The sequence below is a fragment of the Acidithrix sp. C25 genome, assembly GCF_904848545.2.
Genome location: NZ_CAJHCI020000002.1, coordinates 305,051 through 317,727 on the forward strand (window position 1 = coordinate 305,051; position 12,677 = coordinate 317,727).

A 12,677-nucleotide genomic window follows, 5' to 3' on the forward strand; every position below is an offset into this window, starting at 1 on the left:
ATTAAGCGACAAACGAACAGCGAGGAGCCACTAACGACGCCAATCTACCGAATAGCGCTTAGGAAAAATCCAACCTCAAAGGCGACCCCGGCAGCCCCAAGAACATCACCGGTGACTCCACCTAGGCAAGACCGCGCACGCCAAACAACCAAAATAGCCAACAGCGAGCCAAAAACAATGCCAACAAGCGGCCTTGCTCCTTCCAAAAGAGTCATAACGGCGACAATTGCAACGACCTCTACAATCAAAACAGCCATTATCGATTTAGTTTCTGACTCCTTGGTCAGACCAAAGACCCCAATCATCGAATTAGATCGAGCTGGCTTTTGGGAGATGACCAAAAGAGCCATTATTGCCCTAGAGAGGCCATAACCGCCAATGATCAACGCGCCAAAGCCAAAAGATGAACTCAGATATGAAAATCTAAGCAAAAGTACGGTTCCGACCGTGATCGCACCAAAGGCACCGATTTGAGGCTCTGCCATCACCAAGAGGCGTTTTTCTCGTGACAACGGCGCGATCAGACCATCGCCACAATCGGCCACCCCATCCAAATGAAGCCCACCGGTTATAACTACATCTACCCCAACCAAGACGCCACCAAATGGTATGACACCCAAAAATGGGTGGACCAAAAGAGAAACGATCACAATAACCAAACCAAGCAGCATCCCTACTATCGGAAACACAGCAAGTGATCCCCGGGAGAGGCGACCTCGAGTGGGAAAGATCGATAAAAAACTAAGTGATGCAAAAAAACTTCTCATCGTCAACTATCACGACCGATGGTCAGCTCCACCATGGAAGCTCAAGAGACATCAGACGATTAGCGACAACTAAGAATGCTTGATCAGCTATGTTGGAGATCTCACCGGACAAAAGACCAACCTTGTCAACAAAGTCAAATGTTGTAGTTGATTCAGGATGAACGCCCGCACCGACGACCTCCCCAACTACGACGATTGGAACATGTCTATTTCCAAGAGCGCTACAAAGTCTCTCAATCGGAGCGCAAAAGTCCTGGTATCGCACTAACCAGGTACCTATTGAATCAATTAAAAGTGGTTTAGTGGCATTGACGATTAGATCGACGAGTTGATCTCCCGACTCCAATTCAATAGTTGACATCCAATAGGCGCGCCGAGATTGGTGCCTGGCAATACGATCATTGATGTCATTGGATTGGCCCAGTGTTGCGACATAGGTGCAGCGCTGACCGTAGCGCTCCATCCACTTCTGGGCTATATCACTCTTACCTGATCGCGTTCCTCCAAAGAATACAACCAGTTCCTTATCTACTTTCAAGATGTCCTCGCATCTCGCGACCCCATGGGCGCGAACTATTTTTTAGGTCAAATCAGGTATCCTGGCTCCGTTTCATCACCTTCGCACAACCTTCCAGATGAGATTTTCATCCGTGGCATTGCTGTGCGATGCTCCACGTTACAGTTGCGGGACAGCGCGGGCATTTCACCCAACTTCCCTGAAATTCCAATTTCATACTACCGTTTAGAAGTATGGGAATTGCAGATTCAATCGTATTACTAAACACAGGTCACGGAAAAGGAAAGTCTTCGGCGGCTTTTGGAGTCATGTCACGTGGATGGGCGCGTGGATGGCGAGTAGTTGTCGTTCAATTTATCAAGTCAGGCAAATACAAAACCGGTGAAAAAAAACTTGCTGACACACTGGGAATTGAGTGGCACACCCTAGGGGATGGCTTCACGTGGGAATCGACCGATCTTGATGAAACCGCCGCTAAAGGACGCCACGCCTTTGGCGTCGCTAGAGACCTCCTTATCAGCGGCGACTACGACCTGATAATTCTCGACGAGCTTACCTACGCCATAAAGTACGATTGGGTGCGTGAAGATGAGGTTATCTCAGCGATAACAAACCGCGCGAAAAAGACAAATGTTGTCATCACCGGACGCGATGCAACAGATGGGTTGATAGAAATAGCCGACACTGTTACCGAAATGCGCAAGATCAAACACGCATACGACCAGGGAATCAGGGCAAAGAAAGGCATTGAGTTTTGATGGTGACCCGAAATTACTGCGGCCAATTTAATTCTTCATCAAAATGACCCAGGAGACAAAAATCCCAGACAATGACTTTAGATCATTCCTTATCGCTGGTTCGGCATCAGGAGTTGGCAAGACATCTATCTCAATTGGAATAATGGCTTTACTAAAAAAAGCTGGCTATCGAGTCGGAGCTGCAAAAGTTGGACCAGATTTCATAGACCCCTCTTATCATCAAATCGCAACGGGACGCCCAAGCTACAACTTGGATTCGTTTATGACGGGGAGAGATGGCGTATCGACCTCCTTTTATCGCGCATGCGAAGACAACGACGTCGTTGTCGTAGAGGGTGTAATGGGACTCTTCGACGGCTCTGACAAGCTAGGAATCGACGAAAAAACAATCAAAGGAGATCCCCCCAGGTTAGGATCACACCACTCAACCTACGAGATATCTAAAATCTTGAACTTACCGATAGTCTTAGTCCTAGACGGCAGGGGTCAGTCTCAATCCATTGGGGCCCAAGCATCTGGATTTATCGAGCATGCAAGAAAGGCCAGTGGCGACTCCAATATAATTGGGGTGATAGTCAATAAGACCAAGAGTTCCCGCCATCAACAGCTGATGGATGGTGCCTTTAGCAACCTGGGAATCAGATGCTTTGGGCATATTCCCTATGGTTCGCTCCCGAATCTAGAATCGCGCCACCTAGGTCTTATACCAGCCCTCGAGCGCTTAGAAATGGTTGCGACCCAAATCGACCAAATAGCCGATCGCCTCAGCCAATCCATCAACATCGAAGAGATCTTAGAGAAATCAACGTCAGTGGCTCGACCGAGCCAACTTCGGCTCAAGGATAAAGCACTTGGTGCTCATTTAGCGGCGCCAAGGAATTTGGCCCCAAGGTCAAAACCCTTACCGATTGCCATGACCATAGGAGCGGCATTTTCCTTTATGTACCAAGAAAATATCGACCTGATCAATGAAGCTGGCGGCCAAATCGTTCCATTTGATCCCTCAAGAGAGGCCTTCCCTAAAGATGCAGTTGGACTCATAGCCTCTGGAGGATTTCCTCAACTTTACCCAAGAGAGATCACAAACAGCGCTGGCCTATCTTTGGAACTTCAAAGACGACATCTCGATGGAATGCCGATATGGGCTGAATGCGGTGGTTTGATGTGGCTCACCCAAGCAATCGACGAGATCCCGTCAATCGGACTCCTAGATTGCAAATGCGCGATGACAAAAAAACTAACCCTAGGCTACAAAAAAGCGACGGCCACCGTCGAGAACCTACTCTTTGAGGCTGGATCAACGATCTACGGCCATGAATTTCACTACTCTAGGATCGATGTCGAGACTCAATCGCTCATTTCAGACGACTCGCCGATCTCCTGTTTCGCATCCCCAACCTTGTACGCTAGCTATCTTCATCTCCACCTTGGAAGATACCCAGTTGCTGCGAGCCGCTTCATTGAGGCTGCAAGAAGCTTCCAGAACAAAAGCACCATCTAAAAGCAATAGCTGCTAAAAGCTTTTGGCGCCGAGACCATTGGTTTCCCGAATCCATATTTATCCCGAATCCAAATGATCCTTATCTAACTAAAAATACTCACCGAAGTTCTTTAGTGGCAAAAAGCTTCGGCTTTATTGCTTTGTTTCTCCTAGAGTCGGTATTTCTCCTAGCATTGGGCGCATCTCTGAGATGGAAAAAACTATCCTAATATTTGCAAAAAGATCAATTGATTTAGACCCCAAGTAAGGCCTTTAGTTGATACCCTTGCGCTCTAGAGTTAGATCAAGATCGAAACTAAAAAAGATTTTGAAGATCTTGCTCCTACCCAAAGTCGGACCTTACCGCAGGGGAAATTACGGTGGCAAAATAACTTAAATAGTCTTCGGACACCAAGGAGGCTTCTACGATTCTCTCAATCTGAGTTCCCAATTGTTCGCCAACTAGCGCTTGGCTCAAACGATCGGTTTTGGCGAGTGCCTCTCTGACCTTGCCAAAACGACGCCCACACTTGTAAATTACCACAGTTGCCTGCCTGTCAGCCAAGAGGTCGCAAAGGCGATCGAGATCTTCGTCTTGGACTACCGCTACGACATATAGCCGCTCGCTATTATCCAAAAGGTCCATATTGACGCGGCAAGCCAAGTAAGTAAAGGCTGGTATCCCAGGAACCATCGAGATCTCAACGCCATTATCCAATTGCGAGACCGCCCTAGCCAACGGATAAAACGTGGAATATAGTGATGGATCCCCTAGGGTCACAAAGGCTACATCTTCATCTGGAGCACATCTCTCAAATAGCTCTCGTGCAGCCGCCTTTGCACTACTTTCACGCAAAGTTTGGCCAGAAGTTCCCCGAGTCATTTGAAAGACGATCCGTTCAATCTCACGATTTGGCAAGATCGCTCTCACAACCTCTTCTGCGCGACCAGAACTATCCATCGATACCGTGGGCGCTAAAACAATCGAGGCGGACTCAAGGATCTCCTTGGCCAAGATAGTCATCATCTTCGGATCACCAGGGCCTACCCCAACACCATACAACCGCCGCAGTTTACTTCTCCTCGTTAAATCGCCAACAAGGGACCATATCTTACAGGGATTTTAGATTCAACTAACCCGTCGCTCCCAGGAAGTGATTCTAACGGAAAACAGCTAAGAAAATTTTCACTTACCGCTTAAAAAACGCCCCTTGTGTCGATATGTATGATTGCGAATACAAACAACACTATAAGTGGTATTTTGTGATAATATTAAAAAATACAGTTCGATAAAAGAAATATAAATAGGATTGAAGAGATGCACTTTTAATTGCGATATAGTTAGCGTCTTGTGCGCTCAAATAGTGATTCAGCAGACTAGTGACGAGAGATAAGAAATGATGTGCCCCGACGGACCAAGATGCGATTACAAGCCACTTGGGCATAAAACCTTCAGAACGACTAAGTAGACCTTCGACATGCCAAAACAGAGCGAGCCGGGCAAGTTTGCTAGCGCAATTGAAAAAACACAACTAAACCATTGGCTAAAAGACGCACCTACTTCACTTCCCCTCACCACAGGTTCAAGGGGCAAATGGATCAGTGCATTGGTGATTGCTGGAAGCTTCATGGGTATCGTCATAACCTACGCGCTCGGGTCTCCAGCTTTCTTTCTAATTGACTACATCCTAAATGGTGCATTTATGATCGTCGGATTTGCAGTATACGCAATGGCTGAAAGAATCGGCCGGGTTGGCATCAACCTAGTGGTTATCGCGTCCACCTCGGTAATAACCCTAGAGATAGCAACAGGATACGGAAAAGATCCATCAATCCTGGCAGTTGTCTTTTATGTATGGGTTGCACTCTATGTCTTTTCATTTCTTTCCACCGCTGAATCACTTGGTCATGTTGGATATATCATTGTCGCCTACACCATTGCAATTGTTTATGGCGACAAACCAAGCGCGCCGCTAGCGGACTGGCTTTTAACTGTGTCAACCGTGATCGTAGCGTCAATAAGCTCTGGGTATTTGAATTACACGATTCGCCAAATTGCAATTACGGATTCAATGACATCCCTATCAAATCGCAAGGGATGGGATCTAGCTGCGCCCCGTGAACTCAATAGAGTTCGAAGAAATGGCGCCTTTGTGGTTTTGGCGATGATCGATATGGATGGCTTCAAAGAGATCAACGATACTCATGGCCACCCAATGGGAGACGAAATCCTAATAGGTGCAGCCAAGGCAATCAGAGCGAGCGTTCGTCCATTTGATGTAGTCGCTCGATGGGGTGGCGATGAGTTCATCTTTTTAAGTTTGGTCGCAACGCGAGACGACGCCAATGCATTTATTGATCGAGTTGTCACTAACATACAAAGCGTTAGCCCGATCTCCTGTGGCGCTGTTGTAGCTTCACCAGATCGTGAGATACAGGAGATGATTGACGCTGCAGACGCTGCGCTCTATCGCTCGAAAAGAAATCTAGAAACGTCCTACCAATTGCTAGACATTTGATTGATAAATTTCTTACAAGAGCAATCAAAAGCCAAAAACACCGTTGAGCCTTCGTGATAATCGAAAAAAGTAGCATCATTTTAAATTGCGACCATAAACCTCTTCGATTTTTGCCATATCCCAGATTGGAACCACAAACTTGGAACTACCCGTGGAAGGTAATATTCAACTCTAACACCATATGACATGAGCAATGGCCCATCTTTTCCACAGCTAGAGTGCAATGCCACCCCGTTGCAAACAGGACAATGCAACCAGGGCAAAATATTGGTGAGTTTTGACAAGAATTGATAGGCCATAATTTGACCTCATCTGGCCTACGCTCGTAAAATACTATCGATCGAGCCTTCATCTCTAGCAAATTGTTACTGGCCATTGAGAACTGCAAGTTGGTGGACACGAAGAATGCATACAAGTGGCCATCACTTTTGCACATTTTACCACAGCTCGCGTTTACCTGAGGCCGCTTTTTTTACTATTACAGTAGCTATTTCATTCGGTCCTTCTATGGGCATTTCTTGTCGAGGAGGTGAAATAATGTAACCTTTGGTCGCAAAGGTCTATTAACTACTCCAACTTGCATCCAAGAGCAGTTAATTGTCGATTAGATGAAAGTGCTCCATCGAGGCGCAGTGTGATTTTTAGATAGGGTTGAGATTTCGTTGAGGGCGACTTGGAAAAGATCTCTTTATTATTCTTTTTTATGGGTAGTAGCTACAGGTTGAAAGAGCCTCGTGGGCGAAGATCGTTGGATTGTGCGTAAACGCGAAGCGTTTTCCACATTTCAACTTTCGTTTGCGTAGCAATCGTTCACAACTCAATAACCCCCATTACGTTCCTGGATAGGTGGAGGTTCTAGGTTCTAGATTCTAGAGAACTAGCGAGTAGTGACGGCACCGCAAGTTACCCAACCCAACCAAGAGGCCCCATCGTGAACCCCAATGGCCCGTTACGCGACGATAGAGCGACGATAGGTTTGCTTGCAATCGAACAAATTGGCCCCATCAGCTCTTGGGCATGAAGTTGACATGGCGAATCAGTTGACATGGCGAATCAATGAGATCGTGGAACATTCGCGACAAGGGTTGGATCCCGTGGGCTTTGTCTATATGGTGACGATTCGCTATCCTTGTTGGTTCTCTTTGGTCAAGAGCTAAGACATATCGTCATTAGTTCTCTAAAGTGTGGGGTCTAAAGCGTGAGATCCATGTGTGGTCATTTGATTCATGAGGAACGGAGATTTCTCCGAGTCTGGTGACAGTAGGGCACCAGCAGCTATCAATCGAGAAACCGAATGGATGTATCAATCGTCCTGATAGTCGCCGATATAGATAGAGCACTACACGGATAGAGTCCTATATAGATAGAGCCCAACCAAGGACTATGTTAGGCCTTGGTTGGGCTCTTATTTGATTATTACTGGGTTTCTAAGAGTGTTATCTCTATATCTCTCCCATGAGTTCGCCTACTGCGAGAGGCTCGTCGCAGTGAGGGCACAGCCCGCCAATGCCAACGCGAGTCATGAAGACTCCACAATCGCTACAGCGTTGTATGCCGAGTTCGTGCACTCCACAAGAAGGACACTCATAGATACTGATATTTCGACGAGGTTTACTTATTCCAACTATGGCATTGCTCACCAATCCTTGATGGCGTCTTCGATAGGCTCTATGTTTACAAGTTGCCGAACAATAGATGCGTCGACCGATTGAGACAAATTGACCTCCACAGATAGGACAGGACTTCTTTAGAGAGGGATCATCTAACGCCTCTCTATCGTTGTGATAGGAGGGATCATCTAACGCTGGTCTCTGGCTCATAGTGGCACCACACCTTTACCCGAAAGAGCTTGGCTAAGGCGAATAGAGTCTCCTTTGGTTTCTATGAGATGGCCATGATGAGCCAGACGATCAACAAGTGCTGCAGCGAGAGATCTAGGCGTGATGATCTCGTCGAAGGACGCTATAGGGTAATTCGAGGTCACAATCATTGAAGTCTTCTCATAACAAGCATCGACCGCCCGATAGAGAGACTCTGATTCCATAGAGTTCATAGGAAGTATTCCTAGGTCGTCAATGACAATCAAATCCATTCTCATCAATTTGAGCATCATCTTCGCCAAGGTGTCAGTGGCCTTAGCTATATCCATATAACGACACAGAGTTTCAGGGGTGTACCAAGCTACCCTGAAACCTGCTTCGATTCCAGCACTTGCAAGTGCCTCCGCCAGAAAGCTCTTACCCGTTCCAGGAGGACCAAGAACCAGTAAGTTCTCTTTAGTCTTACCCACTCCAAGTTGGACAATCCCATAATGGTTCTATTTGGAATCGATGATATGGATGAGTCAAACCCCTCTAGGGTTCGATTGGAGGGGAGATTCGCTGCTATGCGGCGAATCTCTAACGTAGAAGCATTTCTGCCTTTTAGCTCGATTTCCAATAGCAGCCGGATCATCTCCATGGGATCCCATCGCTGTGCTCGGGCCGAAAGAGCTAAATCATAGTAGCTCCGCCTAATATGAGGAAGCCTAAGACGCTTGGTCATAGCTTCGATCTCGTCTTGGATTATATTATCGGCCATTATGACACCGCCGCAAGTTTGGACCAGGCGTCAGTAGATGCACCATAGGGACCCTGTGGTGAGCTAGATGCACCATTAGAACTCTGTGGTTTGGAACTCTGTGGTGAAGTGGCCTTAGTTCCACTACGAGCTGACCTTTTGTGAATTACCAAGAGATCAGCTATTACCGAGTGATTGAAGGCTCCAAGACGAAGTGACTCCTCAATTATTGAAGAGGAGACTTCATTATTGGCGTAGCCCACTAGATCTGCTATCGAGGTTTCAATACCGCTGGCTCCACTATTACAAGCCCTAATGAGCCATTGGCTAGCATCAGGTGTAATTGAAAGAAACTTAGCCTGAGTTTCATTGGTCGGAATCGGCATCCTCACAAGTGGGCCATTGGGATGATCTGGTTCCTTATGAGAATCGTCAATGACATAGCTGAAAGCTTCTCCTCTTGCATGGCGAGCTATTTCGTTAACATATCCACCAGCTTCTTCCTGGGCTACGATGACCACTTCTTCCCCAACGCTGCGAACATAGACTACTCCGCGACGATATTTCGCTGGTACCGAGTAACCACAGTGGTTGAACCTAACGATGGGCATCTTTGGCTCTACCTTGCGCATCACTCCATAAGCACCGAGATAAGGCACTTTAGGAAGGCTATGAAATGTCATAGCCTCAGATTGAAGTACCACTGATGGGATCTTGCCTGAGGTTGAGTGGACAACGGAGTTGATAGAAGTGGTATAGGCGGCACATGCAGCTTCAAGTTCAGCGATGTTCCTGTAGTTTTGAACGAGGTTGGTGTCTTTTGGGCAGATATCTTCTTTTGCCACCCTAACTGCAGCTTCTACTCCACCTTTTGATGCTGGATCATAGACAACGCAAGTTTGGATACTAAAGCCATACGCACTAGCGAAGGAGACCATCTTGGGGTTAATGACAGCCACCCCTGCGATATGCTTCACCGCAGCAGTCTTAGCGTTGTCGGTGAGTACATAAGCCGGAATACCCCCTATGTACCTAAAGCAGTAATCTAAGGCCATAATCACATTGGGCAGTGACTGATCCGGGATCCATTTAACGATCCTCACCTTAGAGAAAGGGAGATAGAAGTGAAAGAGTGTGGTCTTTTTCCCATCGATCACAGGACCATGAAGAAAAGTCATACTGTGCCCATTTCCCCATCTCGGCAATCCAAGGCCAAAAGATTCTTTGCGTAGATTTCCTCCAGGCGACCTTGGCTGTAGCTACAGCTCTTCTAGTGCTTCGAATTGAACCGTTATAACCTAGCGCCACCAGCCTGACATGGATCGCCTTAGCCCGGACCTTAGCCTTAGACTTGTCAACGGCTTCCTCAATTACGCCAGCGAACTTATCGGTGGCCTTAGGACGCCTCTCATATTGACCCTGTCGTATCAGTTGTCCGGCATTTCTTGCTTGAACATACTTCTTTAGGGGTATTAGGAGAACAGCCAACGAACTGCGCTGCTCCGTTATACGATCCAAAAAGATCGTAAGCCTCAATAATTTCCATGGATTCTTTGCTATCCTTCACTTTGGGCCCTTTCTCGGCATTAGGAACTGGATAAATCCATAATGCCCCAAGATAAGGGCCCTCATTCTTCTTTTTTCTCAAAAAGTGATAGCCAGACCGCCTTTGCGTGCCCACTCTCGGGTCCAGGGGACCCGAGAGTGGGCCGTCACGCTAGGCGGTCATCCTGTATGCAATTTTCGTGGCTATATTCATTCATGCCAAATGGCCATATTCATGCATTTTCAAATGGCCGTTGACACAAATCAATGCATCTAAAAGACCAAAGTCGATCAATAGTCACAATTACCTATATCAGTAGCTACATGAGAATCTCAAATCGGGATACCCCTTTCGGCAAAACAAATACAAAAAAGACTAAAAGAAGATGACTTTAATTGCGATATAGCAATCATCTTGTTCAGCCAGCAAAGGATATGGCGACAGGTGATTATCAATTGTCAAAGATACAAGATCACAGCATGGCCATTCCTTGAATCACACACGTAGTTCCAAGAAGAACATCATAAGGTCCAAGAAGAATATAAAGAGAGTCGTCGAGTGCCAGCCCTAACCAGACCAAGCAGTATTTCAAAGATAGCTCAAGATACGCAACTCTACCATTGGCTAACCGACGCACCAAGAGCGCTTCCACTCACTACTGGTTCGAGAGGAAAGTGGCTCGGCCTCTTTGTGATAATCGCGAGCATAATGGGTCTTTCGGTCTCGTTGATAACCGACCCGTCGCCCCAAACTCAGATCATTGACATCTTAGATGTTGTCTCATTGCTCTTAGGTGTTGGCATATACATAATTGCGGAAAAAATCCCCCGCGTTGGGATCAATGTTATTGTTCTTGGATGCACCACCACAATTACCATTGAGGTATCCATTGGATACAGCGCCCGTCCGGCCAATCTGGCAATCGTCTTTTATGTATGGGTTGCACTCTATGTATTTTCATTTCTTTCCACCGCCGAATCACTTGGTCATGTCGGATATATCATCGTCGCATATACCGTGGCGCTCATCCTTGGGGCGAGACCACACGAACCTCTGGCGGACTGGATCCTTATCATATCAACTGTGGTAATCGCCTCCATCAGCTCTGGGTATTTAAATTACACGATTCGACAACTTGCAATTACCGATTCGATGACCTCCGCGTCAAATCGCAAGGGATGGGATCTAGTTGCGCCCCGTGAGATCAATAGAGCCCGAAGAAATGGCGGTTTTGTAGTTGTGGCAATGATCGATATGGACGGCTTTAAAGAGATCAACGATACTCATGGCCATCCGATGGGAGATCAAATCCTAATAGATACAGCCAAGGCAATCAGACAAAGCGTTCGCCCATTTGACGTCGTAGCACGTTGGGGCGGAGATGAATTCGCATTTATGGGGCTAGTCTCAAATCGCGACGAAGCCAAAGCCTTTATCGAACGAGTGGTCACCAATGTCCAAAAGGTGAGCCCGCTCTCCTGCGGAGCGGTGGTAGCAACTCCCGATCACGATATTGATAACCTGATTTCAGCTGCCGACGATGCCCTATATCGATCTAAGGGAAACAGTAATAAGCGATTTCACATGGTGTACATTTAATTTATCGGATGATCCGTCAGATAATAGGCCAGTCATGCGGTCTAAACTAAGTTATTCGTTCAATGCTATAAATTTGACGAACAACTCTTTAGGAGATCTAATTGATAAGTTTCGTAGGGGCCGGGCCGGGAGATCCCGAGCTCATTACCATCGCCGGAGCCAAGGCGTTGGCCGTTGCTGACATCGTCATCTGGGCCTCATCACTGGTGCCAGAAACCATTCTCGACCACTGTAGCGCTTCTCCTAGAATCTATGACTCGGCATCGATGACCTTAGAAGACGTGATCGAGGTATATAAAACCGAAAAAGAATCAAATATCGTCCGTCTGCATTCAGGAGACCCTTCTGTCTATGGGGCCATTCAAGAGCAAATAGATATATGCATAGCCCACGGCCTCGACTACAAGATAATCCCCGGCGTTACATCACTAGCTGCAACAGCGGCACGAATCGGCCGGGAACTTACGATACCGAAGGTTTCACAATCGGTCGTCTTCACTCGAATTGCATCTCGAACCTCCGCGTCGATGCCAGAGCGGGAAAAGCTCTCATCCTACGCTAAAATCGGTGGCTCGATTGGAATCTTTTTGTCAATAGCCGATCCCCAGGGAATGCAAGAAGCTCTACTTTGTGAAGATAGCGCCTTTACTATCGAGACTCCAGTCGTAATTGCGATCCGCGTTAGCTGGCCCGACGAAAAAATTATTGAGACCACCTTGGGGAACCTCGCATCTTCCCTAAGAGCAACGGGGGCAAAGAGAACGGTACTTGTCCTAGTCGGCGAAGCCCTTGGGGGTCAGGCGGAACGCTCTCACCTCTATAGGCCAGATTTCGCCCACGTCTTTAGAAAGCGATCGCTTCCTGGTACCACGATTGGTAGAAGAGCAAAAAAGTCGACTTCGGCTCATCTGTGACCAGCCAAAAAGCTTAAG

The 12,677-nt window shown here is 47.1% G+C and carries 11 protein-coding genes, 1 pseudogene and 1 riboswitch; of the genes and pseudogenes, 5 read left to right on the plus strand and 7 right to left on the minus strand.

Annotated features, from left to right (window positions below; all coding sequences use genetic code 11):
* Window positions 1-44: 44 nt before the first annotated feature.
* Both ACIDITHRIX25_RS94540 and ACIDITHRIX25_RS94545 read right to left on the minus strand, forming a co-directional pair.
* Window positions 45-767: an adenosylcobinamide-GDP ribazoletransferase gene (locus tag ACIDITHRIX25_RS94540; protein ID WP_052604756.1), complete on the minus strand. Its 723-nt coding sequence runs from the start codon at window positions 765-767 to the stop codon at window positions 45-47.
* Window positions 768-789: 22 nt separating this feature from the next.
* The gene (locus ACIDITHRIX25_RS94545; RefSeq protein ID WP_201733087.1) at window positions 790-1,305 is read right to left on the minus strand and encodes a bifunctional adenosylcobinamide kinase/adenosylcobinamide-phosphate guanylyltransferase; all 516 of its coding nucleotides are present in this window, start codon (window positions 1,303-1,305) and stop codon (window positions 790-792) included.
* A gap of 34 nt (window positions 1,306-1,339) precedes the next feature.
* A riboswitch (cobalamin riboswitch) is annotated at window positions 1,340-1,514 on the minus strand.
* A gap of 78 nt (window positions 1,515-1,592) precedes the next feature.
* On the opposite strand from ACIDITHRIX25_RS94545, the gene ACIDITHRIX25_RS94550 reads away from it, so the two are divergent.
* A complete protein-coding gene (locus ACIDITHRIX25_RS94550; RefSeq protein WP_249685729.1) occupies window positions 1,593-2,042 on the plus strand; it encodes a cob(I)yrinic acid a,c-diamide adenosyltransferase in 450 nt (149 codons plus the stop codon).
* 43 nt (window positions 2,043-2,085) lie between these two features.
* Window positions 2,086-3,543 carry a cobyrinic acid a,c-diamide synthase CobB gene (locus tag ACIDITHRIX25_RS94555; protein ID WP_201733088.1) on the plus strand — a complete coding sequence of 486 codons (1,458 nt, stop codon included), beginning with the start codon at window positions 2,086-2,088 and terminating at the stop codon, window positions 3,541-3,543.
* 322 nt (window positions 3,544-3,865) lie between these two features.
* Here ACIDITHRIX25_RS94555 and cobI read toward each other — a convergent pair whose 3' ends face one another.
* Complete coding sequence (cobI, locus tag ACIDITHRIX25_RS94560) at window positions 3,866-4,585, minus strand: precorrin-2 C(20)-methyltransferase (RefSeq protein WP_283770424.1); 720 nt, start codon at window positions 4,583-4,585, stop codon at window positions 3,866-3,868.
* 415 nt (window positions 4,586-5,000) lie between these two features.
* Here cobI and ACIDITHRIX25_RS94565 point away from each other — a divergent pair, with 415 nt between their 5' ends.
* Window positions 5,001-6,041, plus strand: a complete 1,041-nt coding sequence (locus ACIDITHRIX25_RS94565; RefSeq protein WP_201733090.1) for a GGDEF domain-containing protein — start codon at window positions 5,001-5,003, stop codon at window positions 6,039-6,041.
* A gap of 1,442 nt (window positions 6,042-7,483) precedes the next feature.
* Here the strand turns inward: ACIDITHRIX25_RS94565 and ACIDITHRIX25_RS94570 are convergent.
* The 4 genes and pseudogenes from ACIDITHRIX25_RS94570 to ACIDITHRIX25_RS94585 all read right to left on the minus strand — a co-directional run bounded on the left by ACIDITHRIX25_RS94570 (window position 7,484) and on the right by ACIDITHRIX25_RS94585 (window position 10,118).
* Window positions 7,484-7,861, minus strand: coding sequence for a hypothetical protein (locus ACIDITHRIX25_RS94570; RefSeq protein WP_201731841.1), 378 nt, complete (start codon window positions 7,859-7,861; stop codon window positions 7,484-7,486).
* Window positions 7,858-8,621, minus strand: a pseudogene (gene istB, locus ACIDITHRIX25_RS94575) (IS21-like element helper ATPase IstB). Before istB ends, ACIDITHRIX25_RS94570 begins: the two are co-directional and overlap by 4 nt.
* Entirely contained in the window at window positions 8,621-9,778 is a 1,158-nt protein-coding gene (locus tag ACIDITHRIX25_RS94580) for a DDE-type integrase/transposase/recombinase (protein ID WP_201733091.1), read from the minus strand. Before ACIDITHRIX25_RS94580 ends, istB begins: the two are co-directional and overlap by 1 nt.
* A complete protein-coding gene (locus ACIDITHRIX25_RS94585) occupies window positions 9,705-10,118 on the minus strand; it encodes a hypothetical protein (protein ID WP_201732502.1) in 414 nt (137 codons plus the stop codon). Before ACIDITHRIX25_RS94585 ends, ACIDITHRIX25_RS94580 begins: the two co-directional genes overlap by 74 nt.
* Window positions 10,119-10,704: 586 nt before the next feature.
* On the opposite strand from ACIDITHRIX25_RS94585, the gene ACIDITHRIX25_RS94590 reads away from it, so the two are divergent.
* Complete coding sequence (locus tag ACIDITHRIX25_RS94590; RefSeq protein ID WP_201733092.1) at window positions 10,705-11,745, plus strand: GGDEF domain-containing protein; 1,041 nt, start codon at window positions 10,705-10,707, stop codon at window positions 11,743-11,745.
* A gap of 101 nt (window positions 11,746-11,846) precedes the next feature.
* Window positions 11,847-12,659, plus strand: coding sequence for a precorrin-4 C(11)-methyltransferase (gene cobM, locus ACIDITHRIX25_RS94595; protein ID WP_052604763.1), 813 nt, complete (start codon window positions 11,847-11,849; stop codon window positions 12,657-12,659).
* The last annotated feature ends 18 nt before the right edge of the window (window positions 12,660-12,677 follow it).

Bases quoted from the DNA above. Each gene is read 5' to 3' on its own strand.
- ACIDITHRIX25_RS94540 (WP_052604756.1), bottom strand. From the start codon at position 767: ATGAGAAGTTTTTTTGCATCACTTAGTTTTTTATCGATCTTTCCCACT.
- ACIDITHRIX25_RS94550 (WP_249685729.1), top strand. From the start codon at position 1,593: ATGTCACGTGGATGGGCGCGTGGATGGCGAGTAGTTGTCGTTCAATTT.
- ACIDITHRIX25_RS94555 (WP_201733088.1), top strand. From the start codon at position 2,086: ATGACCCAGGAGACAAAAATCCCAGACAATGACTTTAGATCATTCCTT.
- ACIDITHRIX25_RS94565 (WP_201733090.1), top strand. From the start codon at position 5,001: ATGCCAAAACAGAGCGAGCCGGGCAAGTTTGCTAGCGCAATTGAAAAA.
- ACIDITHRIX25_RS94570 (WP_201731841.1), bottom strand. From the start codon at position 7,861: ATGAGCCAGAGACCAGCGTTAGATGATCCCTCCTATCACAACGATAGA.
- ACIDITHRIX25_RS94580 (WP_201733091.1), bottom strand. From the start codon at position 9,778: ATGACTTTTCTTCATGGTCCTGTGATCGATGGGAAAAAGACCACACTC.